At 41.8% G+C, this 22,253-nt stretch carries 23 protein-coding genes and 2 tRNA genes; 13 read left to right on the forward strand and 12 right to left on the reverse strand.

Going from position 1 to position 22,253, the window contains the following annotated elements; translation table 11 throughout:
- Positions 1-61 precede the first annotated feature (61 nt).
- Positions 62-436, reverse strand: coding sequence for a winged helix-turn-helix transcriptional regulator (locus AC57BQ_RS02590; RefSeq protein ID WP_496404789.1), 375 nt, complete (start codon positions 434-436; stop codon positions 62-64).
- Between the two features lie 105 nt (positions 437-541).
- On the opposite strand from AC57BQ_RS02590, the gene AC57BQ_RS02595 reads away from it, so the two are divergent.
- The 7 genes from AC57BQ_RS02595 to AC57BQ_RS02625 all read left to right on the forward strand — a co-directional run bounded on the left by AC57BQ_RS02595 (position 542) and on the right by AC57BQ_RS02625 (position 5,830).
- Positions 542-1,207 carry an NAD(P)H-dependent oxidoreductase gene (locus AC57BQ_RS02595; protein ID WP_496404790.1) on the forward strand — a complete coding sequence of 222 codons (666 nt, stop codon included), beginning with the start codon at positions 542-544 and terminating at the stop codon, positions 1,205-1,207.
- A gap of 126 nt (positions 1,208-1,333) precedes the next feature.
- The gene (locus AC57BQ_RS02600) at positions 1,334-1,897 is read left to right on the forward strand and encodes a hypothetical protein (protein WP_496404791.1); all 564 of its coding nucleotides are present in this window, start codon (positions 1,334-1,336) and stop codon (positions 1,895-1,897) included.
- Positions 1,898-2,099: 202 nt separating this feature from the next.
- Positions 2,100-2,687 carry a Crp/Fnr family transcriptional regulator gene (locus AC57BQ_RS02605; protein ID WP_496404792.1) on the forward strand — a complete coding sequence of 196 codons (588 nt, stop codon included), beginning with the start codon at positions 2,100-2,102 and terminating at the stop codon, positions 2,685-2,687.
- The gene (locus tag AC57BQ_RS02610; RefSeq protein WP_496404793.1) at positions 2,684-3,256 is read left to right on the forward strand and encodes a Crp/Fnr family transcriptional regulator; all 573 of its coding nucleotides are present in this window, start codon (positions 2,684-2,686) and stop codon (positions 3,254-3,256) included. Before AC57BQ_RS02605 ends, AC57BQ_RS02610 begins: the two co-directional genes overlap by 4 nt.
- Before the next feature lie 72 nt (positions 3,257-3,328).
- On the forward strand, positions 3,329-4,084 hold the full coding sequence (locus AC57BQ_RS02615; protein ID WP_496404794.1) for an SDR family oxidoreductase: 756 nt from the start codon (positions 3,329-3,331) through the stop codon (positions 4,082-4,084).
- Between the two features lie 81 nt (positions 4,085-4,165).
- A complete protein-coding gene (locus AC57BQ_RS02620; RefSeq protein ID WP_496404795.1) occupies positions 4,166-4,540 on the forward strand; it encodes a hypothetical protein in 375 nt (124 codons plus the stop codon).
- Positions 4,541-4,780: 240 nt separating this feature from the next.
- Positions 4,781-5,830, forward strand: a complete 1,050-nt coding sequence (locus AC57BQ_RS02625; RefSeq protein WP_496404796.1) for a HAMP domain-containing protein — start codon at positions 4,781-4,783, stop codon at positions 5,828-5,830.
- 83 nt (positions 5,831-5,913) lie between these two features.
- Here AC57BQ_RS02625 and AC57BQ_RS02630 read toward each other — a convergent pair whose 3' ends face one another.
- The 6 genes from AC57BQ_RS02630 to AC57BQ_RS02655 form a co-directional block, all read right to left on the reverse strand.
- Entirely contained in the window at positions 5,914-6,615 is a 702-nt protein-coding gene (locus AC57BQ_RS02630; protein WP_496404797.1) for an alpha/beta hydrolase, read from the reverse strand.
- 195 nt (positions 6,616-6,810) lie between these two features.
- The gene (locus AC57BQ_RS02635) at positions 6,811-7,713 is read right to left on the reverse strand and encodes a helix-turn-helix domain-containing protein (RefSeq protein WP_496404798.1); all 903 of its coding nucleotides are present in this window, start codon (positions 7,711-7,713) and stop codon (positions 6,811-6,813) included.
- A 58-nt stretch (positions 7,714-7,771) separates the two neighbouring features.
- A complete protein-coding gene (locus AC57BQ_RS02640) occupies positions 7,772-8,587 on the reverse strand; it encodes an SDR family oxidoreductase (RefSeq protein ID WP_496404799.1) in 816 nt (271 codons plus the stop codon).
- 149 nt (positions 8,588-8,736) lie between these two features.
- The gene (locus AC57BQ_RS02645; protein WP_496404800.1) at positions 8,737-9,921 is read right to left on the reverse strand and encodes an acetyltransferase domain-containing protein; all 1,185 of its coding nucleotides are present in this window, start codon (positions 9,919-9,921) and stop codon (positions 8,737-8,739) included.
- Positions 9,922-10,192: 271 nt separating this feature from the next.
- Entirely contained in the window at positions 10,193-10,984 is a 792-nt protein-coding gene (locus AC57BQ_RS02650; RefSeq protein ID WP_496404801.1) for an NIPSNAP family protein, read from the reverse strand.
- A gap of 179 nt (positions 10,985-11,163) precedes the next feature.
- Positions 11,164-11,517 carry a winged helix-turn-helix transcriptional regulator gene (locus AC57BQ_RS02655; RefSeq protein ID WP_496404802.1) on the reverse strand — a complete coding sequence of 118 codons (354 nt, stop codon included), beginning with the start codon at positions 11,515-11,517 and terminating at the stop codon, positions 11,164-11,166.
- Positions 11,518-11,676: 159 nt separating this feature from the next.
- Here AC57BQ_RS02655 and AC57BQ_RS02660 point away from each other — a divergent pair, with 159 nt between their 5' ends.
- The 4 genes from AC57BQ_RS02660 (at position 11,677) to AC57BQ_RS02675 (ending at position 15,280) form a co-directional block, all read left to right on the forward strand.
- Positions 11,677-12,672 (forward strand): aldo/keto reductase, encoded by a 996-nt coding sequence (locus AC57BQ_RS02660; protein WP_496404803.1) that lies wholly within the window; start codon positions 11,677-11,679, stop codon positions 12,670-12,672.
- Positions 12,673-12,794: 122 nt separating this feature from the next.
- Complete coding sequence (locus tag AC57BQ_RS02665) at positions 12,795-14,063, forward strand: PQQ-dependent sugar dehydrogenase (protein ID WP_496404804.1); 1,269 nt, start codon at positions 12,795-12,797, stop codon at positions 14,061-14,063.
- Between the two features lie 3 nt (positions 14,064-14,066).
- Complete coding sequence (locus tag AC57BQ_RS02670) at positions 14,067-14,513, forward strand: c-type cytochrome (RefSeq protein ID WP_496404805.1); 447 nt, start codon at positions 14,067-14,069, stop codon at positions 14,511-14,513.
- A gap of 197 nt (positions 14,514-14,710) precedes the next feature.
- Entirely contained in the window at positions 14,711-15,280 is a 570-nt protein-coding gene (locus tag AC57BQ_RS02675) for a dihydrofolate reductase family protein (RefSeq protein ID WP_496404806.1), read from the forward strand.
- 767 nt (positions 15,281-16,047) lie between these two features.
- Here AC57BQ_RS02675 and AC57BQ_RS02680 read toward each other — a convergent pair.
- The 4 genes from AC57BQ_RS02680 to AC57BQ_RS02695 all read right to left on the reverse strand — a co-directional run bounded on the left by AC57BQ_RS02680 (position 16,048) and on the right by AC57BQ_RS02695 (position 17,583).
- Positions 16,048-16,548, reverse strand: a complete 501-nt coding sequence (locus AC57BQ_RS02680) for a hypothetical protein (RefSeq protein WP_496404807.1) — start codon at positions 16,546-16,548, stop codon at positions 16,048-16,050.
- A 240-nt stretch (positions 16,549-16,788) separates the two neighbouring features.
- Positions 16,789-16,873: transfer RNA gene (locus AC57BQ_RS02685), tRNA-Leu, on the reverse strand.
- Positions 16,874-16,959: 86 nt separating this feature from the next.
- A tRNA-Gly gene (locus AC57BQ_RS02690) sits at positions 16,960-17,032 on the reverse strand.
- A 68-nt stretch (positions 17,033-17,100) separates the two neighbouring features.
- Positions 17,101-17,583 carry a regulatory protein RecX gene (locus AC57BQ_RS02695; protein WP_090464423.1) on the reverse strand — a complete coding sequence of 161 codons (483 nt, stop codon included), beginning with the start codon at positions 17,581-17,583 and terminating at the stop codon, positions 17,101-17,103.
- Positions 17,584-17,642: 59 nt separating this feature from the next.
- Here AC57BQ_RS02695 and AC57BQ_RS02700 point away from each other — a divergent pair, with 59 nt between their 5' ends.
- A complete protein-coding gene (locus AC57BQ_RS02700) occupies positions 17,643-20,105 on the forward strand; it encodes a bifunctional UDP-N-acetylmuramoyl-tripeptide:D-alanyl-D-alanine ligase/alanine racemase (protein ID WP_496404808.1) in 2,463 nt (820 codons plus the stop codon).
- A gap of 111 nt (positions 20,106-20,216) precedes the next feature.
- Positions 20,217-20,813: a DUF502 domain-containing protein gene (locus AC57BQ_RS02705; RefSeq protein WP_090464429.1), complete on the forward strand. Its 597-nt coding sequence runs from the start codon at positions 20,217-20,219 to the stop codon at positions 20,811-20,813.
- Between the two features lie 87 nt (positions 20,814-20,900).
- Here the strand turns inward: AC57BQ_RS02705 and AC57BQ_RS02710 are convergent, their stop codons facing one another.
- A complete protein-coding gene (locus AC57BQ_RS02710) occupies positions 20,901-22,175 on the reverse strand; it encodes a TCR/Tet family MFS transporter (protein WP_496404809.1) in 1,275 nt (424 codons plus the stop codon).
- Positions 22,176-22,253 lie beyond the last annotated feature (78 nt).

Here is a 22,253-nt window from a genome sequence, read left to right on the forward strand (position 1 = left end):
GCTCTTATTCGCGATCGGAAGAAGCCATTTTGAGTGTGTTCCATACCTACAGCTTAACAAATTAAACATCTACTTTTTCGTTCCGACTTTCCTTATGAGCCAGGCCCCAGTGCTCTAGCTGCTGCCACACGGGTATCAGTAACTCGGCGCTCGTGGTAAGCCTGTAATTAACCCGTGGCGGCACTTCGGCATAAATAGTCCTGTCAACTAACCCGCTTTGTTCCAGTTCTTTCAGGTGCAACGTCAGCATACGGTCTGTAATACCTGGGATGATTTTTTTCAGTTCACTGAAGCGCAGGGCCCCTTTTCCCAATTTATAAAGGATTATCAATTTCCACCTCCCACCCAACAGGTCAACAGCGTACATCATCCCGCAGAAGTCGATAAGTTTTTCCCTGTTGATATTATTGGTGGATGTAATTTTTCTAGTGCTCATGACTTACATTTTTGTGTGCCTCATACAATTAGCGGCACATCCACAAACTTACTGATTAAGGAATAATTTTGCACCTGGTTTATTGAAAACACCAATATCATCCATATGAAAATTCTTATTATATACGCACATCCCGAACCGCAGAGTATGAATAGTGCCATGTTTACCAAGGCAATAGATACACTCACCAGTGCAGGTCATGAAGTAAAAGTATCTGATCTGTATACCATGCAATTTAATCCTGTTTCTGACCGGACTAATTTTACCACTGTAAATGATCCTATCTTTTTCAAACAACAACTGGAAGAGGTGTATGCAAGCCAGGAGAACGGCTTTGCAGCTTTTATTGAAGAAGAACAACAAAAGGTAGAATGGTGTGACCTCATGATCTGGCAGTTTCCGCTTTGGTGGTTTAGTGTACCTGCCATTCTGAAAGGATGGGTAGATCGCGTATTTGCCATGGAGCGCTTTTACGGAAATGGTAGAATTTACGAAAACGGCGTTTTTCTGGGTAAAAAAGCATTGCTCTCCATTACTACAGGTGGACCGGAAGCGAATTATATCACTGAGAAATATGGAAACCTTGCCGTAATACTACACCCATTGCAGAGAGGCATTTTAGAATTTACCGGGTTTTCGGTACTGCAGCCCCACGTAATTTATGGAACGGAAAGGCAATCTGTGGAGGGACTTTCCCTCGAACTGGAGATCTGGAAAACCAGGTTGCTGGATATTTTTGAAGAAGCTCCCATTGCTGTAGGAAGTTATTGAGGATCATTGGGCTTCTTCATTTTTTGATACATATCTATTGTCATCTTTTATTTAAATATTCCTTCTGTTTTAGTAAACTTTTTTCAACAAGTAACGTTGTAAATTAAATCCTATAAACTATTTATTATGAGAAAGTTAATTTACGCATCAGTCATACTGATTAGTTGTTTGTTTACTAAGACAGGCAACGCCCAGATCAACGTCAGTTTAGGGGTGAATATTGGCAGTCAACCATCATGGGGGCCGGTTGGCTATGATCATGCCGATTATTATTACCTGCCCGATATTAACACTTACTATTCCGTCTCAACCCATCAGTATGTTTACTATCAAAACAGCAGGTGGATCAGAACCGTCAGTTTACCCGCCACTTATCGTAATTATGATTTATATCGTGGGTATAAAGTTGTTATCAATGACAGGGACCCCTGGTTAAGGGACAATGTTTACAGAACCAGGTACGCCAATTATAAAGGCCGACATGATCAGTTGATCATCAGGGACAGCCGGGACGAAAAATATCGCAATCACTGGGATAATGGTAAGCACAAAGGCTGGTATAAGCAAAAAGATAAAGAATATAAACAGCAGAATAAGGAAATGAAAAAGGCGTACAAGGAACGGGATAAGGATATGAAAAGGGAGATGAAGGATAGGAAACACGAGGATAAAGGCCACGGCCATGATTAGTGTATACGAATAACCAGGTATATAAAAGTAATAAAGCCTCTCTGTGAGTATACAGAGAGGCTTTATTCTATCCGGATAATTTAAAAATAACAAAACCTCTCTGCGCCAACAACGACAAAACAATTCTTAACAGAATTTGCTTTTACCTAAATCCTGTGATTCTTCTTCGTTTCTTATATTTGGATATTCTTTCCATAAAGAGATGCATCCGCTTATACAACATATTCAAAAAATTACTTCCAACCCCGGGATAGAGGGCGACGCGATACTATCCTTTTTTGAGACAAAGACATTTAAGAAAAAGGACATTTTACAGCAAGAAGATAAGCGTTGTTTGTTGTATTTTTTTGTGGTAAAAGGGTGCCTTAGGTTGTACTTTACAGATTATAATGGCGCGGAGCAAACGCTGCAATTTGCATTAGAAAATTGGTGGATGACCGACCTGAATGCTTTTCGAACCGGACAGCGGTCGGCATATACGATCCAGGCGCTGGAAGCTACCGAGGTATTGACCATTACCGCCCCCAATTATGAATTGCTGCTGGCCAAATTCCCGGTCATCGAAAATTATTTTCGATTAGTATATGAGCGGGCATACGCGGCGTCATTGCTTCGTATCCGGATGATCTCCAGAATGCCCAAGGATGAGTTTTATGAACTGTTTCAATCTAAATACCCGGAATTTATTCAGCGGATCCCACAAAAAGTATTAGCCTCCTTTTTAGGCTTTACACCGGAGTACCTGAGCGAATTGCGAAAAAAGAAGGTAAAAGGAAAAAATAATATATGACCGAACAACTATACCACCACATTCAAAAGCTCGTTCCTACTTTTACTGTATCGCAGGAAAAAATAGCACCATTCTTCCAAACCAAACAAGTAAAAAAGGAGGAACTGCTTTTGAAAGAAAAGGAAATTTGCGATACCATTTACTTTGTTAATAAAGGTTGCCTGTACTTGTTTTATGAAGATAATGAAGAAAAGCAGGTGATACATTTTGCATTGGAAAACTGGTGGATAACAGACTATAAAACTTTTCCGGATGGTAAACCTGCTGTTTATTCAATCTCGGCGATGGAAGATTCAGAAATTACCTATATGAGCAGGAAAAACTACGAAACACTGCTGTTACAATTTCCCTTAATGGCATTATATTTCAATAAAATTCATGAGCGCGCCTATGGTGCGGCCTTATTTAAACAAAAAACATTTGCTACGGTATCTAAAAAAGATTTCTATTCCCATTTCAGAAACACTTATCCCGAATTGATCCAAAGAATCCCAGACCCTATTTTTGCCAGTTACATGGGTGTTTCATTGGAAGATTTAAAGACTTACCAGGACCTGTATATTTCTTAAACCAGCTTAAGTTTTCCCGACGGGGCTATCTTCATCTTTGTATTATATAATTAACCTTAAATAATACAGACCATGAAAATAGTAGTTATCGGCGGTACCGGCCTTATTGGTAGTCAAACAGTAACTCAATTACAAAACAGTGGGCACGAGGTGATTGCCGCTTCGCCCAACAACGGTGTCAACACCCTTACTGGCGAAGGTTTAAAAGAAGTACTGCAAGGGGCGCAGGTAGTAGTGGATGTATCCAACTCACCATCCTTTGCAGATGATGCTGTGATGAACTTTTTTAAAACGGCTAACGAAAATCTGTTACCTGCAGAAAAGGCTGCAGGCGTGCAACATCATATCGCCTTATCGGTAGTAGGTACTCAAAAGCTACAAGCCAGCGGTTATTTCCGTGCCAAACAAGTGCAGGAAGACATGATCAAGGCATCGGGTATTCCCTATACTATCGTCCATGCAACACAATTTTTTGAGTTTGCTGGAGGGATTGTTCAAATGAGTATGGTCGATGGAAAAGTAATACTGCCGGCAGCCAACATTCAGCCTATCGCGAGCAAAGATGTGGCTGCCTTTATTGCTCAAACAGCATTACAACAGCCTGTTAATAAGACTCTGGAAATAGGCGGGCCTGAAAAATTTGACATGGCAGTTTGGGTGAAACAATATTTACTGGCAACCCATAAAAGCTACGAAGTAACATCTGATACCCATGCCCTGTATTCAGGAGCACCGTTAGATGCTGATACTATAGTGCCGGAAAATGCTGTTTCCCTAGGCAAAACTAAATACGCTGATTGGATCGCGATGCCTGAAAATCAGCGATAAGAGCAAAAAGCAAAAGCCCGATATGGTCATGTATCGGGCTTTTATACTTATACGATATGCCAATTTCTAAAAATTAAAAATATGAACAGCGAACAATTAATCGAATTAACTAAAGAGCTCATTTATGAGGCGACACATTTTAATGTACCGTACGTAAAGCAAATTTATGCGGATAATTTGCTTATAGTAAAAGTTGATGAAAATGGCGTAGTAGATACCATGAACAAAGAACAGCTTTTAGGATTTGTTCAGGGAAACAAGGATTCAAATGCAGCGCCGCTTTCCACCAAAGCCGAGTTCCATTACGCTGTTTGTGACGGAAACATGGGTATGGTGATCATCACCCGCGATCTGGAACAGGATGGGCCGTCAGGAAGAAAGTTCATTACACTGATCTGGGAATATTTATCAGGAAGGTGGCAGGTTGTCAAAGAATCATTCGTACCACGTAGCTAACAAAAAGCCCGATACTTCTCAGTATCGGGCTTTTTGTTAGCTGGCGCACCGGTATCGTAGGTGATCTTAATTTATATGAAGCTTGTTGATGAATGTATATGCGACACGCGTGCGCTAGCTGGGGTAACCAGGTTATAACTTCCAAAGGTTGAGCAACGAGGGCATATTTTAATTATCTTTACTATACAATCCTGCTCTAAATAAATTATGATACTGTTTTAACCAACTCATTGTAGAGTCATGAAAATCAAAAAAAAGCTTCTTTTAGGATTTGGCCTTTTGTTTATCGTTGTATTGATTTTTGGTACTATCTCTGTTTACTATATTAAAGTAATATCCGAAACTTCAAATATTACCCTAAAAAACAATTATAAAACATTAACATTTACCCGGGATATGCGCTCGGTTTTAGATGAAAATGATTTGCCATTAACGTCCAGCGTGTCAAGCATATTTGATCAGGCTCTTCAGAAACAGGAAAATAATATTACAGAACCTGGTGAAAAAACAGCAACCAGCAGCTTACGACACGCCTTTACTTTGTTAATTGATCCCTCATCAGATTTAAATCAAAAGCAACAAGCAGAACGAAATGCCCGTTTGCAGTTGAAAAAGATCGAGGAACTAAACATGCATGCAATTGAGCTTAAAAATGAATACACCCATTCAACAGTAAGCAAGGCAACCTTATATCTTGGGGGCATGGTATTTATTACCTTTATAATCCTTTTTATTTTAATTGTCAATTTTCCTGGGTTTATACTAAACCCACTTCGTGAACTAGCAGATGGCCTTGATCAGGTTGGTAAAAAAAATTATGATACCCGGCTTAAATTTAATACAAGCGATGAGTTTACCCAATTAGCCGAAGCATTTAATATCATGGCTGTGAATCTTGGCGAGCAGGAAAATGCTGATCTCACTAAAATAATCGCAGCAGACTTACGGATAAAAATGCTGATTGAGGAAATGCCGGACGCAGTGTTGGGAGTCAATGAAAAACAAGAAATCTTATTTATTAATCATGAAGCTAAGAAAATCCTAAACCTGGGCGAAAAGTCAGTTATTGGGCAATCTGTTTTGGAGTTAAGCAAAAGCAGCCATTTGCTGAAAATGATACTGGAGAATAATGATGATGAAAACCCTTTAAAAATCAATCAGGATGGCCATATGTTACATCTCCACCAAAAGAGCCTTGAAGTTGTTGTGCCAAATTTAAAAACTGACTTTGATACGTTGCAAGTCGCAGGCTATCCCGCTGGAGTGATCCGGATCTTAAAAAATAAGTAGGTAAGTCATAACAGTATCGATTAAACCAAAAACCGCATACCTTTATCGGCATGCGGTTTAAACAAAGGCAATATAAATGCCAATTAAACTTCTGATGCTTTTTCAGCAGCAGCTATAATAACTCCCGCAACAATCTCAGGCTGCGACATAAAGATCACGTGACTACCTTTAACTTCGGTTACTTTTGTATTAGACCGGCTATACATATTTCTTTGTATGTCGGGGTTAATGCTTTTATCTTCGGTAGCAATCAAACCGTAGGCTGGTTTGTGCCTCCAGGCAGCATCAGTAATGGGGCTTACAAATCCTTTAGCATAAAATGCTCCCTGTGAGGCATACATAAATGCTGCTTCATCCGCGTCGATATCAGCACAAAAACCTGCATGGTATTTGTCTTTGTCGTAGTATACAATACCTTTTTCATCGGGAGGTAATACGCCGTTTTCGGGTGCTGGCGGGGCGGTTTGCAACCATTGCAACGCTGATTCGCCATTGTCGGGCTGAAATGCAGCTATGTATATCAGGGCAGCAACATTTGGGTGGTTACCAGCTTCGGTGATCACCGCACCACCCCATGAATGACCGGCAAGAATTGCAGGGCCGCCGATCCTGTCCAGCGCCACATGTGTTGCCAAAACATCATCTTCCAATGAAGTTAAAGGGTTCTGTACAACTGATACGTTATACCCTTTTTTTGTTAATTCGTTATAAAGCGCTTTAAAGCCTGAACCGTCGGCGAATGCTCCGTGCACCAGCACTACATTCTTTACATTTGAGTTTTTCATTGTTTTGTGAGTTAATGTTGTTTGAATGATTTAACAATACAAAGATGCCGCTTAAGTCAGTGCTGGGGAATACAAGGATTTCCCGAAGAATTGTAATTATTTCCCTTGATGTTTTTTTGCGCTTATAAAAAACAAGATCCGCGAGCTGCAAGCTTGCGGATCTCTTAATTTTTATTCGCTTACAGACTTCGATGTTCAATTCAAATGCCGGTAATCGCTTGGCGCATAGCCGGTTTTGCTTTTGAATAGCCTGGTGAAATGCGAAGGATGATCAAAGCCCAGTGTATAGGCTATTTCGCTCACCGATTTTTGCGTACTCCATAACAGCGATTTGGCCTTATCTACCAACTGTAAATGGATGTACTCCTGTGTGGTTTTGCCGGTAAAGCGCTGCAGCAGATCAGATAAATAATTTGGCGAAAAGTTCATCTTCGAGGCAAAATAACCCACATTAGGTAAGCCGGTATCTATCAGTGTTTCCTGAGCAAAGTAATCTTTGATCAGTTTTTCAAATTGCTGTATAACATCAATATTCGCTTTTTCACGGGTATAAAACTGGCGGTCGTAAAAACGGCTACAATAGTTGAGCAACAATTCAATATTAGCCTGTATCAAACCATTAGTATGCTTATCAATATTCTGCAGGTATTCTTTACGGATGTTTTGGACACAGGTGTTCAAGATAATTTTTTCGTCTTCCGATACATGTAATGCCTCGTTTGCTTCATAATTAAAGAAGGAATACTCCATCATTTTGCGGCCTAATGCCCCCGTATTGATCAGATCCGGATGAAAGAATAATCCCCAACCTTCTTCTATGTTCATTTCGGGGCTTTTAGATATGACCTGCCCCGGCGCTGTGAACATCAACGACCCTTCCCTAAAATCGTAATAGGAGCGTCCATATCTAAGCGTACCGGTAAATTTTTTACAAAAGATGGTGTAAAAACCCAAACGGTAAGTAAAGGCTTCCTTTGGGCGATTGATCTGGCGGTCTGCCTTATCAATCACCGTAATTAAAGGATGTTTGGGTTTACCTACACTATAAAGCTCACACAGCTCACTGATGGATTCAATATCGATATAGGAATCGGGCATAACGTAAATTTAGCTATTAAGTGCATAACGATCAATTTCTCAAATTGAGATATAGATATTATTTAATGAAATATCCACGCATACGCCGTATGTAATCGGGGTCGCTGTTCTGGTATTTAATATCAATATAGAAGCGGGCATCGGCACCAACAGCATAACGCAGGCGGCCGGTATCATCTATTGCGGCCTCATAAATGGTTTGGGCCACTTCTTCAACTGTGGCTTTAGGTAAATGCCCCACAGCTTGCGCAAAATTATTAAAGAAACCTGCAAATATGGGATCGTAAGCTGCAATATCATTTTTAATCATATCAACCGCACCACGGAAATTGGTGGCTATACTACCCGGTTCAACAAGCTTAACAGCGATGCCTAAAGAATATAGTTCGTGTGCAAGTGATTCTGAGAGTCCTTCTACAGCGAACTTAGTGCTGTGATACAGGCCGCCAAAAGGAAAAGTTATTTGCCCTCCCATCGACGAGATATTGATGATGGTGCCGCTCCCCCGCGAACGCATGTGCGGTAATATAGCGCGGGTAACATCTATTAATCCAAAAACATTTACGTTAAATTGCCTGCGGATCTGTTCATCAGTGGCTGATTCGAAAACGCCGACCAGCGCGTAACCCGCATTGTTAAGGAGGGTATCTATTTGGCCGAAACGAGCAATGCCCTCTTCAATAGCGGCTGTGATAGACAATTGCTCCTCTACGTCAAGACGGGTAACTAGTACGTCGTTCAGTTTATTAAGTTCCTGTTCTTTTTCGGGCGAACGCATGGTAGCGATAACGTTCCAGCCTTTTTGTTGAAATAGTTTGGCGGCGTCCCGGCCAATGCCTGAGGATGCGCCAGTGATCAATATGGTCTTTTTCATGATTTGTATCTTTTTGTTGATACAAACTTCCGGATACTACACCTATATGGCTTGACAATATCTACGCAATACTTGACTATTTCACGGTAGGCGTATGTACTTTATGAGTTACTCTACCGTAAAACTCCCATGTCAAATCTCTTGCGCCTTTACAAATAACTCAGCCACCATTTTCCTTTGTTGGCTTGTTTATAAGCATCATATCGTTTGCATAAAGGATATAAAGCGATCACTAATGCTATCCAGACGAGGTAAGCAACAGGTAACGAAAATCCATAACCTTTCAGATCTGTGGTAAACCAGATGGGTTTTGTCAAGATCCATCTTTTCCAGTCCTGACCAGATGTGAATGTCGATGCAATGAGTGCCACTAAATGGATCACATAGATATGAATGAGATAATAGAACATGGGCACTCTGCCATATACAGAAACAACTTTTACAACCGCTCCTTTTAGTTTTTCAGTAAACGACAGGAATAAAAATGCCCCGCCCAATGTCAGTAAGACGTATAATAGAGATGGTGGGTATTTATTTACTTTAATAAAGGACAGGAACGTAAAAAAAGCATTTTTTTGAACACTCCATTTTACCGGGTCACCATATAGGTTGGTATAGCGCAGCATGATGAACGCGGCAATGGAAAAACAACCAAGCAGCAATAAATTTCTTTGTCTTTTTTGAACATGGTAATCTGCAGTATACCAGGAGCCAAGACAATATCCTAAAGGCATTATAGCCACCAGCGGAATAATGGGGTAGCCGACTAAAAGGATTTCCCTGTGCCAGGTAAAAAACTGCTGGTCATGAAGCACAGACCAGCCAAAGGCCGACAGTGAATTACCTGCCACATGAATGTTATCTAAAAGATTATGACCTGCAACTATTAGAATACAAATACCAAGGATCAGTTTTTTAGGCAGATGGATCAATGCGGCCAAAACTATCATACTTACACCCAGCGCCCATATGGTAATAAAGAAAAACATGGGGAATGTAATGTTGAAATTCCAGCCAAAATTAACCACGATCATTTCGAGAAAGATGAGCCACAACCCCCTTTTTACAAGGAATACAGATAATTCACTTTTAGTTTTCTTTTGCCCGATGAGGTATGCGGAAGTTCCCGCTAAGAGCATAAATATGGGCGCGCAAAAATGAGTGACCCATCTTGTGAAAAATAAAATGCCACTTGTTTTTGTCAGATCCAGTGGATCGTAAAAAAATGAGTCGGCATATAAATAATCCCTTACATGGTCAAGGGCCATAATGATCATAATGGCGCCGCGAAGAAAATCAATAGATGTTATCCGGTTCTTTATAATTGTGTTCATTCAGGTTTTAGTTGAATATAAAAGTAGCTTTTACAAATTGAATTTAATAATGTTCAATTTGGATTAAACCTTACAGCAACTTCATTATTTGCTGGTAATAGCTTGCGTTATTTAAATGCTTCCGAAAAGATGCTTATCACAATTTTAGCTTGTGGTTGGTGTTATCACCCTGTTACTAATTTATAAAAGTATAAACGTTTATAAAAGTATAAATGCAAAAAGCCTCAATCTTTCGATCTGAGGCTTTGAATTGTCTAAATGCTAAAGAGCGTTAAAAATCTGAATATTCAGCCGGATGCAGAAAAACAATATCAGCATGAGAAACATTATTTTTATATTCTTCTTTTGCTGTCAGCGTTTTCCATTGGGCGTCACTGCCAAAGGCCTCCCAATGTTTATCCCTGTCGGCTTTGCTGTTAAAGGTGGTCATATACATCAGATTGGGCATGCGAGTTCCGGCTATCACTTCCGAGTAAAAAACAGCGTTAAAACCCAATCTTTTAAAGAGACCTATCTCATCGCCAATGTTAAACATCCTGACCTTGTTAAAATTATATTTTTCAGTGGCACTCTCATAGCTGCGCAGTTCATAAACCCTGTCGGCTTTTGCAGCTGTAAGATTGGGAATTGCTGGCGTGGGCATACCTGGGAAAGCTTGTAACACAATGGTTTCTATGCGGCTGTATAAAGCGTCTTTAAAATCAGCATCAATATAATCTTTGCCATCGGTTAAATACTTTGCATCAGCTTGTAGTTGCTGCTCTATTCCAGCCAGCTTATCCAGTGAGGTAAATGGAGTAAAAACATAGATCCTCCTGTCGGTATCCTGCTGGGTAACAGGTTTAAATACGCCTACGTTTTTAATACCGCTGCGATGTAATGCCGGTATATAAGCTTGTTGTAAATATTGCTCTATCCTGGTTTCCTGACCCTGGTTTTTATAATGATATATTTTAAGCTGATAATAATTTCGGGCCGGTGCATTGGCCCATGCGTTCAGGGCTGTAATGGCAATGATTGAAACGAAAAAGCAAATAATCCTGAATGGATGGTGTAACTTCATGATGGTGTTTTATTTAATGGTTTTAACTTGCTGGCGAAAGTATTGCTCAGACATTTAGCCAAAAGTAAGTTAATGACACTTTACTAAATAAAATGAGGGCACTAATAAATCAGTTAGTGATTGGCCACACCTGGAATAATAGCAGTTAGGTTTCGAGTTGGACTATCCCGAAGAAATTATCAAAACTGCATTTTGCTTTCTGCAAAATCGCATAAGCCACCTAATATTTCACTCAATTCTTCCCCTTTGCTGGTTAAGGTATATTCTGTTCTTGGAGGATTAGCAGGTACATAGCTTTTATGGATCAGTTCGTGGTGTTCCAAAAACTTCAGCCGGTCGGCCAGGATATGGTCGCTGATATGTTCCAGATCTTCTTTCAGACTGTTAAAACGTGTGTTACCTTCCTCAATACTGAACAAGACCTCGGTCATCCATCTTTTACTTAATAAATAGAGGAGTTCATTAAGGGCGCATTTTTCTTCCAGGAACGACTGGTTGTAGAAGTTGGTGGAACTTAGTTTTCTTTCTGACATGCTAATTTATTAATGAGTTACTAACTACTGGTTAAGCTATTGGTCTCCATGACCATTTATTGTTCCTTTGTGGCTGTCGCTGCTTTTTAACAGGGGGGTAAACAGAGCTAAATCGATTTTAACATGCAATAAACGAAAAAAGTAATTAAAAATAAAAAAATGAAATACAGAAAATTAGAAAATACGGATTTAGTGCTTTCTGAAGTAACTTTTGGCGCCTGGGCGGCCGGAGGGTGGATGTGGGGCGGTACGGAAAGAAAAGAGGCTATTGACGCCATCAGGGCTTCTTACTCACTGGGTGTAACCTCCATTGATACAGCCCCTATTTATGGACAGGGTACAAGCGAGGAAATTGTTGGAGAAGCGATCCGGGACCTGGCGCGTGATGATTTCCAGATCCTGACCAAATACGGCATGCGCTGGGATCTTAAAAAAGGTGACTTTGGATTTAGTAGTAAAAATAACAGCGGGGAGGATATCGACATTTATAAATATGCAGGAAAAGAGAGCATTATCAAAGAATGTGAGGACAGTCTGAAACGTTTAAGAACTGATTATATCGACCTGTACCAGATCCACTGGCCCGATTCCACAACGCCGATAGAGGAGAGTATGGAAGCTGTTTCCCGCTTAATTGAGCAAGGAAAAATACGTTACGGGGGTGTTTGTAATTATGATGCGATGCAAATGGCCGAGGCTGAAAAATATATTACCCTTGCATCAAACCAGGTGCCATACAGTATGGTTAAACGTTCTATAGAAACCGAATTGATTCCTTATTGCCTGAAGAATAATAAATCGATCCTGGCATATAGTCCGTTAGAGCGGGGGCTTTTAACCGGTAAAATCAAACCCGGCCATGAGTTTGCTCCTGGCGACCATCGTAAAACAGTTTCATTTTTTCAAGAAAGAAATTTAAGAAGAACCAATGAGTTTCTGAATCTGCTGAAGCCAATAGCTGATGAAAAGTATTTAACACTTGGCCAATTGGTTATTCTGTGGACATTACAGCAGCCGGGAATTACTATAACCCTGGTGGGTGCCAGAAACAGCGAACAGGCCATTGAAAATGCCAAAGCTATTGATAGCCAGTTAAGCGATGAGGAAGTTGCAATTATATCAGGTTACCTTGAACAGTTGGAGCTGGTAGCTTAAATTCCCTATAAAAGCAGGATATAGATAATCAGTTGGAATGAAACTAACTTATTTATTAGTTAATACATGCTTTTTACCGAAAGGTATAATAGTTAATTTAGACATATCAAATTCAACGTATCATGAATAAAAAGACAATTCTTGCCTGTTGTCTGTCCGTTATTACGATAGGCGGGCTTTTATCATTCAAGTTAATAAAGAATGATAGTAGAGGGAAAAATACCGTGGAAATAGAAAATGCCGGCTTAAAATTACCGGGAAATTTTAAAGCAAATATAATTGCTGACAATTTGGGTAGTGCAAGGCATCTTGTCGCTACCCCTCAGGGTGATATTTATGTACATCTGGGTGGCCTTAAAAATGGAAAAGGCATTGTTGTATTACATGACAACGGAGAAAAGGCGGATATAAAAACCAGTTTTGGCTCCTTTAGCGGAACAGGAATCCGGATTAAGAACGGGTATTTGTATGCATCATCAGATCGTGACGTTTACCGTTTTAAATTAAACAATAATAATGAAGTAATTGATCCGGAGCATCCGGAAACTATAGTTAGCTACCTGGTTACCAAAAGAGCGCACAGGCCCAAAGCCATAGTGTTGGATAATAATGGATACTTATACGTAAATATAGGTGCCTATTCCAATATTTGCAGCGAGCTCGATCCTCAAAAAAAAGGCTGCCCGATTTTAGATTCAGCAGGAGGCATCTGGAGGTTTAAAGCCGATAAACTAAATCAAACGCAAGGTGATGGCATCCGTTACGCGACCGGCTTACGCAATGTTGTGGGGCTTGACTGGAATCAGCAGGATAATCAGTTGTTTGTAATGCAGCACGGTCGCGATGCCCTGCACAACCTTTTTCCTAAGCTTTATACTGTTCATCAATCGGCCATTTTACCCGCCGAATGTATGTACGCCCTTAAAGAAGGCGATAATGCCGGATGGCCATATCTATATTACGATGACGTAAAGCATAAAAAGATACAAGGCCCGGAATATGGCGGCGATGGCGAAAAAGAAGCTGATGCTAAGTATGCCGAACCAGTAGCGGCTTATCCCGGGCATCTTGCACCCGATGGCTTACTGTTTTACACCGGCAACCAGTTTCCGGAAAAATACAGGAACGGCGCTTTTATAGCATTCCACGGATCATGGAACAGGGCCCCTGAACCCCAGGCGGGATATTTTGTGGTCTTTCAACCTTTTAAAAATGGCAAGCCCGATGGCCAATGGGAAGTGTTTGCTGATGGCTTTGCCGGCACAAAGGAACAGGAAGCCTCGGGCCGTGCCGAGCACCGTCCCTGCGGTTTGGCCCAGGGCCCGGATGGATCACTTTATGTAAGTGATGACAGTAAAGGAACTATTTATAAGATCACCTATAAAAAATAAAAAATGAATATTAAAATAACCAGTGTATTGCTGGTATTATTCGCATTGTCGTCTACTGTTCTATATGCACAGGCTAAAAAACCGGCACCCCGGCGGGTAGTTGGTGGAACATCCTCCATTGCCCGCGGAAAAATTGTATATACAAGCATTTGTTTGCCCTGTCATATGGCAGATGGGGGAGGTGTACAAAACATGAATCCGCCTTTGGTTAAAACAACCTATGTGCTTGGCAATAAACCCGCTTTAATCAAGATTGTATTGAATGGTTTTAATGATGATGTTGAAATAAACGGGCAAACTTACTCCAATACAATGAGCGCTCATGATGATTTGAAGGATCAGCAAATTGCAGATGTGCTAACCTATGTAAGAAATAGTTTTGGAAATAAAGCCAGTACTGTTAAGGTTGCCGAGGTAACAAAGGTAAGGGCCACTCAAACAAAACATTAAAAGGAGAGCCCAAGTAATGTACCCAGCGCCGGAGTCGGACAGGTACATAAAAACAAAAGCCCTGATACGGACATGTATCAGGGCTTTTTATACAAACAGTGGTCGCAAAATGCCCCCTCAAATTGTCATGATTGCCCCTTGTGCGCGTACCTCGTCCGTTTTAACTTTATACTAACATTAAACTAAGAGTAAACAAAATGAGAAAGATCAGAATTTTCGAACATATCTCGCTGGACGGCGTGATAGAACATGACGGAGACTACACCTATGGCGCATGGACGACACCTTATAGAAGCCCTGCCGGGGCGGCAATGCTCTTAGAGGCATACGGGCCGAACTTTGACCTGCTGCTTGCCCGCCACACCTACGATATATTTAGTGGCTTTTGGCCTACTGCCGGAGATTTTCCAATGGCAAATGCTATAAACGCTGCAACTAAACACATCGCAACCCACAGGCCCGACAGTCTGGAATGGGGACCGGTGCAGCATCTGGACCAGGACATTATAAAGGCGATTCGCGATCTCAAATCAACAGACGGCCCCGACCTGATAGTCGTGGGAAGTTCGACGCTAACGTCCGTGTTGCTTGACCAGGGACTGGCTGACGAGATTGTGCTTATCACCTACCCAGTTTTGCTTGGTCGGGGTAAACGCTTATTATCAGACAGTATTGACGCCCGGGAACTTGTTTTTGTTGATTCGAAGAGCACACCCACCGGTATACTCGTCAACACTTATCGCCACGTTGGACCGCTGAAAAAGTAATTTTTCGCCAACGGAGGTGAATGAGTTACGGACTACCGGAATAAAAGTTGTAATAAAACAAAAGCCCTGATACGGATATGTATCAGGGCTTTTGTGCTTTTTGCTGGCGCACGCGTGCCGCGTTTGATCTCTATGCTATTGAATAATTTGGTTGATGAAAGCACACACGACACGCATGCGCTAGCGGAGGTAAGTATTTAATTTAACCGGCAGTCGGTGTTATCACCATAGGTGTTCGGAAGATAAAAATCAATCAAATAAGATTGTCATCCTGAGCGATAGCGAAGGATCTTCTGCTTCAGAAAAGCACCTGGTTATTGCATGTTGAAGAAGATTCTTCGCTATCGCTCAGAATGACAAAGTTCATTTTGACATCTTCCGAACACCTATGGTCTTATCACCGCACCATAACGTACCCAGCGCCTCAAAAAACAAAATCCCTGTTATCACCCGCTGTCCGAGGTCTCTGACTTCGGACACACTATGCCTGTAGTCTTCAGACTACCGAAATGATAAGAGACGTATAAAACAAAAACCCCGATACGCCAGTATCAGGGTTTTTGTACTCAAACCCGACGTCTCCACGAACCAATTTTTAGATGATCTTAAATGTTTAGCTACTCTATTTGATGATTGAGGCTGATTTAAATATCTAACCTGTTTTTGATTGAACCATATCATTTAATTGGTCAGTTTAGATATTAACGGATTAAGCGTTAAATTTATAACTGTAGAATTAAATTAGCCGGCTTAATGGATATAAATATTTATTCACGGTTCACGCCAACCATAGTGAATCTATTTATTTGATTTCTGTCAAATATTGAAGAATACGACAGGTAATCCATAACAAAACTTTGATGTGATTCAAGAGCAAATCCTAATTCTATCCGATAACTAAAACTATTTGGGAGATATTTTTCACTATAATACCTAATTATTTCCATCCCATCAAAATCAAAATAGCCCTCTCTTTCGTGATATTCATTCCCGAAAATTTGCTGGTGGAGAGATATGAGGACTTTAGTCGATTGGAGTATTAAACTTTCGACATGCTCTTTAAATTCCCTTACCACCAATTTTATAAACTCCCAATTTATCGTAGTCTCGCCACTCTTATAATCTCTGAATATTTCTTCACTGAAGGTAATTTGGTGTTTTGACTTGTCTAATTCGATTGACGTAAACCATTCATTCCGCGGATGATTGGTTTGATGATCAACAAATTGATTGAATTCTATTTCGATATTGTCAATTAGCAGTTTCATAAGGGATAGCGCTGTTTTTTGTAAAATATATAGATTTTATCAATAGTGAATGTGGCAAATTTGTTGATAATTTATACAAATAAAAAATTGACACTTTGGGTTACCCACGGCTTCCCCGTTGGGGTCAATCTGAAAAGTTGGGAACAAAAGATAAACAAGAAATCCCAATATCCATAATGTACCCAGCGCCGGAGTCGAACTAAAAAACAAAACCCCCGATACGCCAGTATCGAGGGTTTGTACTCAGAGCGGGAATCGAACCCGCACTCCGTTTACGGGAACAGGATTTTAAGTCCTGCGTGTCTACCAGTTCCACCATCTGAGCGGATGGGCCTTGCTGATGCACAATTGCATCTGAGCAGGCGTTAACCTTTTAAAAATAAAGCCCAACTTTTTGAAGGAAGGGCTTTGAGCGAAAGACGAGATTCGAACTCGCGACCCCGACCTTGGCAAGGTCGTGCTCTACCAACTGAGCTACTTTCGCGTTGGGAGTGCAAATATAGACAGAAAACCATATTCTGCAAATACAAAAATGAAATATTTCAAAGTTTTTTATAAGTCGCTGTTTTTCAAAACTTCAGCTATCAGGTCGGCCTCGTATCCGCGGCTCATGGCGTACTGCTGTAGTTTGTAACGACGTTTAAACTCATTTTTTTCAATTACGGATGCCGCTTTTTTCTCCAGCAGGCGGGTGAGCGCGGTCATATAGTCATCAAGATCAATGGTTAGCAGCGCTTTTTTGATCAGTACATCGGGTACGCGTTTTAGTTTCAGGCCCTGTTTTATTTTGATCTTACCCCAGGCTTTCTGGTTAAACTTACCTTTCACATAAGCTTTGGCAAAGCGGTCCTCATTCAAAAAATTCCCCTCTATCAGCCTGCTGATGGTTTGCTCCACGGCGTCGGGCCAAAGCCCCCAGTCATATAGCTTATCCCGAACTTCCTGCTGCGAACGTTCCTGGTAGGCGCAAAAATGTTCGGCCTTGGTCAATGCTACTTCCGGGTTGCTTATCTTGATTTTTTTAGGCTCGTCCATCAATGTCAAAATTCGTTAAAAATTCTTCTATTGTTAGATAATATACTCAAATTCGTGCCATGCATAACAATCAATACACCATCACCGAAGTTAAGCAGATCATTAATGCCGAAGGCAACATTGTGAACGACAGTATCGTGAGCACCCTGCTTACCGATAGCCGCAGGATCAGTAACGCGGCCGAAGGGTTGTTTTTTGCATTGAGTGCCCGCCGCAACGGGCATGAATTTGTGGCCGGGGCCTACGCCGCCGGTGTACGTAATTTTGTGGTGAAACACGGGCCTGAGTTTAACCTGCCCGGAGCCAATTTTTTACTGGTTGATGATCCCCTGGCTGCTTTACAGACACTGGCTGCAGCTCACAGGTGCCAGTTTAAGTTGCAGGTGATAGGCATAACGGGAAGCAACGGTAAAACCATTGTGAAAGAGTGGTTGTATCAATTGCTCGCCGCTGATAAAAATATTGTGCGTAACCCTAAAAGTTACAACTCACAAATTGGGGTGCCGCTGTCTGTATGGCAAATCAACAGTCGTAATGATTTGGGGATTTTTGAGGCCGGTATCTCTACTGTAAACGAAATGGAAAAGCTTTGGGCTATGATCAGGCCACAGATAGGGGTGTTGACACACATCGGCTCGGCCCATGATGAGGGTTTTACCAACAGGCGACAAAAGGTGCTGGAGAAGCTGTTGCTGTTTAAAAGGAGTAAAAAATTGATTTATCATTACGATGATCTGCTGGATTATCAGAAAGACATTCCGGTGAAAGAAACTTTTACCTGGAGCCGCAAGTTCAAGGTGGCCGATCTGTATGTTTTCAGCGAGACGGTGATCTCCAAAAAATATTACCTGCGGGCATATTATCAAAAAAAGGAAATAGAATGCCTGATCCCATTTTCCGACCAGGCCTCTGTCGAAAATGCTATTACCTGCTGGGCCGTTATGCTGGCTCTGGGCTATAGTCCGGCGGAAGCTGATAGGCGCATCGAACGCCTTAACCCGGTAAGCATGCGCCTGGAGCTGAAAAATGGTATCAACAATTGTTCGGTTATTGATGATACCTATAACTCGGATCTGCAATCGCTGGAGATAGCGCTCAACTTTTTGGGGCAGCAAAACCAGCACCAGAAAAAAACACTTATCCTGTCGGATATTTTGCAATCGGGCCTGCAACAGGATGTGCTGTACTGCCAGGTGGCTACGCTTATCGGCACACAAAAAATCGACAGGTTTATTGGGGTAGGTCCGGCTCTTATGAATAATCAAACCTGCTTTGCCCTGCCCGAGCAGCATTTTTTTGCTGATACTTCGGCATTGGTGCAGCAGCTTAAAGCACTTAATTTTAAAGAAGAAACCATCCTGATCAAAGGCTCGCGCAGTTTTGAGTTTGAACGCATCAGCAGCGCGCTTACACAAAAGGCCCATGAAACCATCATGGAGATCAACCTGAATACGCTCTTGGGTAACCTGAATTTTTATCGCTCCAAATTAAAACCGGGCGTAAAGGTGATGGCTATGGTTAAGGCTTTTTCGTACGGTAGCGGTACTTTTGAGGTAGCCAATATGCTGCAATATAATAAGGCCGACTATCTGGCCGTAGCCTATATTGATGAAGGGGTGGCCCTGCGCCAGGCCGGTATCAATTTGCCATTGGTGGTGCTTAACCCAGAGTCTTCGGCCTTTGATAAACTGGCCGAGTACAAGCTGCAGCCCGTAATTTATAGTTTTGGCCTGCTGGATGATTTTGTGACTTACAGTCGCGATCATGGCTTGTCGGGCTATCCGGTACACCTCAAGATCGATACGGGTATGCACCGCCTGGGTTTTGAAGGCTTTGAGATAGATATGCTTTGCGATATGCTGGAGCAAAACCGGTATATCCGTGTAGAATCGGTATTTTCGCACCTGGTAGCCAGCGAAGCTTCTCAGCACGATGAGTTTAGTAAAAAGCAGATCAAACGTTTTGAAAAGGCTTTCAAAGAGATAGAAAGAACGCTTGGTTATAAGGTGATCAAGCATATTTGTAATACGGCGGGCATCATCCGCTTCCCCGGCGCTCACTATGATATGGTGCGCTTGGGCATTGGTTTGTACGGTATTGATTCGTCGGTACCGGCCAGTGATCAGGCATTACAGCCCGTAGCTCGCTTAAAAACCAGCATAGCCCAGGTAAAAAAAATCGGGGCCGGCGATACCATTAGCTATGGCCGTAGCGGCAGCCTGTTAAAGGATGGCAAAATAGCCACCGTACGCATCGGTTATGCCGACGGTTATTTACGGGCATTTGGCAATGGCGTGGGTAAAATGCTGGTGAAAGGTACATTGGTACCCACCGTAGGCAATATTACTATGGATATGTGTATGCTGGATGTAAGCGGCCTGGATGTGAGTGAAGGCGATGAGGTGATCATTTTTGATGATAAGCACCGCATTGAGGAACTGGCCAAACAGATAGGCACTATTCCGTACGAAATATTAACTAATGTTTCACAACGGGTAAAAAGAGTGTACTTTTATGAATGATAATTTAGTATCAAGTAGTTAGTATCAAGTATCACGACAGCTTAAACGCGGTATTTAGTGTTACAAAATCTTGATACTTGATACTAACTACTTGATACTAAAAAAATAGTTATGAACAGGTTAGTGGGCGCTTTATTAAGGTATTTTGTAAAAGGGTTATTGGTTGTAGTACCCATTGGCGCGGCATTCTTTTTAATTTACTGGGCCGTATCAACTATTGATAAGGCGCTGAACTTAAGCGATGTACTTTGGGTTGATAAAGAAGGCAAGCACGTATACATTCCCGGTTTAGGCATCCTGAATGTACTGGTGGTTATCCTGATAGCGGGCATACTGGTTACCAATGTAGTTACCGACCCCATAAAACGCTGGTTTAACCGCTGGCTCAATCGCCTGCCGCTCATCAAATTCCTGTACTCCTCCATCAAAGATCTGACCGAAGCTATTGTAGGGGAGGAGAAGAAATTCAACGAACCTGTTATTGTAGAGGTAAATGAATTCGGGTTAAAGAAGATAGGGTTCATCGTACAAAAAGACCTGAGCTCGCTCGACCTACCGGGTGAAGTGGCAGTCTACTTTCCATATTCCTACTCCTTCGCCGGGCAAGTGGTGATCATATCCGCAACAAAAGTGAAACACCTGGACAAAAACGCTGCCGACATGATGAAGTTCGTCATATCTGGCGGGGTAAGTGGCCTGGATCATTAAGAGCTTAAAGCTCAATGCTGAAAGCAAAAAGCTTTGAATTGCAAGCAAATACTTCGTCAGTATAAAATGATTTTTTAGCTTTAGGCTTTAAGCTTTTTGCTTTCCGCTAAAGGTTTCACTTTCGGCTTTTTGCTTTAAGCTTTCGGCTCTTTTAAAGCTTCTAATGGCCAAAAACACACTGATCAGCATTAATACAGCTCCAAGAATATAGGGTGCTCCCGGGAAGTAGGCTGTAGTATTGCGGTGCGTGAACAGGTGAAAAATAGAACTCATTAACAATGGGCCGATGATAACAGTCACGCTGGTTAAACTGGTTAAAGATCCCTGCAATTCACCTTGTTCTTTGGGCGATACCGTGCCGGTTATCAATCCCTGCAATGCCGGTCCGGATATACCACCCAGGCAATAGGGTATCATATACAGGTACATGAGCCAGCCATGGTTTGCAAAAGCTATCAGCGTTAAACCAATAGTGTAAAAAAGCAGACCAGCCACTATATTTTTTTCCTGCCCGAATTTAGGGATGGTGTAACGGATAAGGCCGCCTTGTATGGCCACCAGTACCACGCCAATAAAAATACCCAGGGTGCCGATGCTGTTTAGCGTCCAGTTAAATTTTTCGATCAGGAAAAAGGATAAAACATATTCTACTGATTTTTGGGCCACATAAACCAGGGAAAATGAAGCTACCAGTCCGATCAGCGCAGGGTATTTGCCCAGGTTGCGTAAGGAACTGATGGGGTTTGATTTTTTCCATTCAAACCTGCGACGGTTTTTAAGCGCCAACGATTCGGGTAATACAAAATAGCCATAGGCCGCATTCACTAAAGCAAAAGCGGCAGCAGCCATAAATGGAAATTTAACATTAAGATCGCCAAGATAAGCGCCCAGGCCTATACCAATAATAAAACCCAGGCCTGATGCCGCGCCTACCAAACCGAAGTTGGCAGCCCGGTTTTTCCCGGTACTGATGTCGGCAATATAAGCGGTAGCGGTAGAATTGCTGGCCCCGGTGATACCGGCAATGGTGCGCCCAACAAAAAGCCAGCCTATGGTAGGAGCAAAAGCCATAAAAATATAATCGATGCCAAAACCAAGTAATGAGCTCAGCAATACCGGCCGGCGGCCATACCTGTCGCTCAAATTACCCAATACCGACGAAAACAGGAATTGCATAGAGGCATAGGTAAAGGTTAAATAGCCGCTGTATTGTGTAGCGGTACTTACATCAATATGTCCCAATGTTTCCAGCAATTTAGGCATTACCGGTATAATAACCCCCAGGCCAAGCACATCAACAAATAAGGTAACAAATATAAATCCCAGCGCTGCCGAGTGTTTCTTTTTAGGTTTGGAGGTCATTAAGGATATAAAGGCTTAAAGCGGGTAAAAGTTTTGGTGTGATACACTTTACACTTTTACCCTGCACACCATATTTTA

This window comes from Mucilaginibacter sp. BGA-UO-ETr-C110, from assembly GCF_059567985.1.

Excerpts from the sequence above, each read along its gene's own strand:
- AC57BQ_RS02590 (WP_496404789.1), bottom strand. The coding sequence starts at position 436 with ATGAGCACTAGAAAAATTACATCCACCAATAATATCAACAGGGAAAAA.
- AC57BQ_RS02595 (WP_496404790.1), top strand. The coding sequence starts at position 542 with ATGAAAATTCTTATTATATACGCACATCCCGAACCGCAGAGTATGAAT.
- AC57BQ_RS02600 (WP_496404791.1), top strand. The coding sequence starts at position 1,334 with ATGAGAAAGTTAATTTACGCATCAGTCATACTGATTAGTTGTTTGTTT.
- AC57BQ_RS02605 (WP_496404792.1), top strand. The coding sequence starts at position 2,100 with ATGCATCCGCTTATACAACATATTCAAAAAATTACTTCCAACCCCGGG.
- AC57BQ_RS02610 (WP_496404793.1), top strand. The coding sequence starts at position 2,684 with ATGACCGAACAACTATACCACCACATTCAAAAGCTCGTTCCTACTTTT.
- AC57BQ_RS02615 (WP_496404794.1), top strand. The coding sequence starts at position 3,329 with ATGAAAATAGTAGTTATCGGCGGTACCGGCCTTATTGGTAGTCAAACA.
- AC57BQ_RS02620 (WP_496404795.1), top strand. The coding sequence starts at position 4,166 with ATGAACAGCGAACAATTAATCGAATTAACTAAAGAGCTCATTTATGAG.
- AC57BQ_RS02625 (WP_496404796.1), top strand. The coding sequence starts at position 4,781 with ATGAAAATCAAAAAAAAGCTTCTTTTAGGATTTGGCCTTTTGTTTATC.
- AC57BQ_RS02630 (WP_496404797.1), bottom strand. The coding sequence starts at position 6,615 with ATGAAAAACTCAAATGTAAAGAATGTAGTGCTGGTGCACGGAGCATTC.
- AC57BQ_RS02635 (WP_496404798.1), bottom strand. The coding sequence starts at position 7,713 with ATGCCCGATTCCTATATCGATATTGAATCCATCAGTGAGCTGTGTGAG.
- AC57BQ_RS02640 (WP_496404799.1), bottom strand. The coding sequence starts at position 8,587 with ATGAAAAAGACCATATTGATCACTGGCGCATCCTCAGGCATTGGCCGG.
- AC57BQ_RS02645 (WP_496404800.1), bottom strand. The coding sequence starts at position 9,921 with ATGAACACAATTATAAAGAACCGGATAACATCTATTGATTTTCTTCGC.
- AC57BQ_RS02650 (WP_496404801.1), bottom strand. The coding sequence starts at position 10,984 with ATGAAGTTACACCATCCATTCAGGATTATTTGCTTTTTCGTTTCAATC.
- AC57BQ_RS02655 (WP_496404802.1), bottom strand. The coding sequence starts at position 11,517 with ATGTCAGAAAGAAAACTAAGTTCCACCAACTTCTACAACCAGTCGTTC.
- AC57BQ_RS02660 (WP_496404803.1), top strand. The coding sequence starts at position 11,677 with ATGAAATACAGAAAATTAGAAAATACGGATTTAGTGCTTTCTGAAGTA.
- AC57BQ_RS02665 (WP_496404804.1), top strand. The coding sequence starts at position 12,795 with ATGAATAAAAAGACAATTCTTGCCTGTTGTCTGTCCGTTATTACGATA.
- AC57BQ_RS02670 (WP_496404805.1), top strand. The coding sequence starts at position 14,067 with ATGAATATTAAAATAACCAGTGTATTGCTGGTATTATTCGCATTGTCG.
- AC57BQ_RS02675 (WP_496404806.1), top strand. The coding sequence starts at position 14,711 with ATGAGAAAGATCAGAATTTTCGAACATATCTCGCTGGACGGCGTGATA.
- AC57BQ_RS02680 (WP_496404807.1), bottom strand. The coding sequence starts at position 16,548 with ATGAAACTGCTAATTGACAATATCGAAATAGAATTCAATCAATTTGTT.
- AC57BQ_RS02695 (WP_090464423.1), bottom strand. The coding sequence starts at position 17,583 with ATGGACGAGCCTAAAAAAATCAAGATAAGCAACCCGGAAGTAGCATTG.
- AC57BQ_RS02700 (WP_496404808.1), top strand. The coding sequence starts at position 17,643 with ATGCATAACAATCAATACACCATCACCGAAGTTAAGCAGATCATTAAT.
- AC57BQ_RS02705 (WP_090464429.1), top strand. The coding sequence starts at position 20,217 with ATGAACAGGTTAGTGGGCGCTTTATTAAGGTATTTTGTAAAAGGGTTA.
- AC57BQ_RS02710 (WP_496404809.1), bottom strand. The coding sequence starts at position 22,175 with ATGACCTCCAAACCTAAAAAGAAACACTCGGCAGCGCTGGGATTTATA.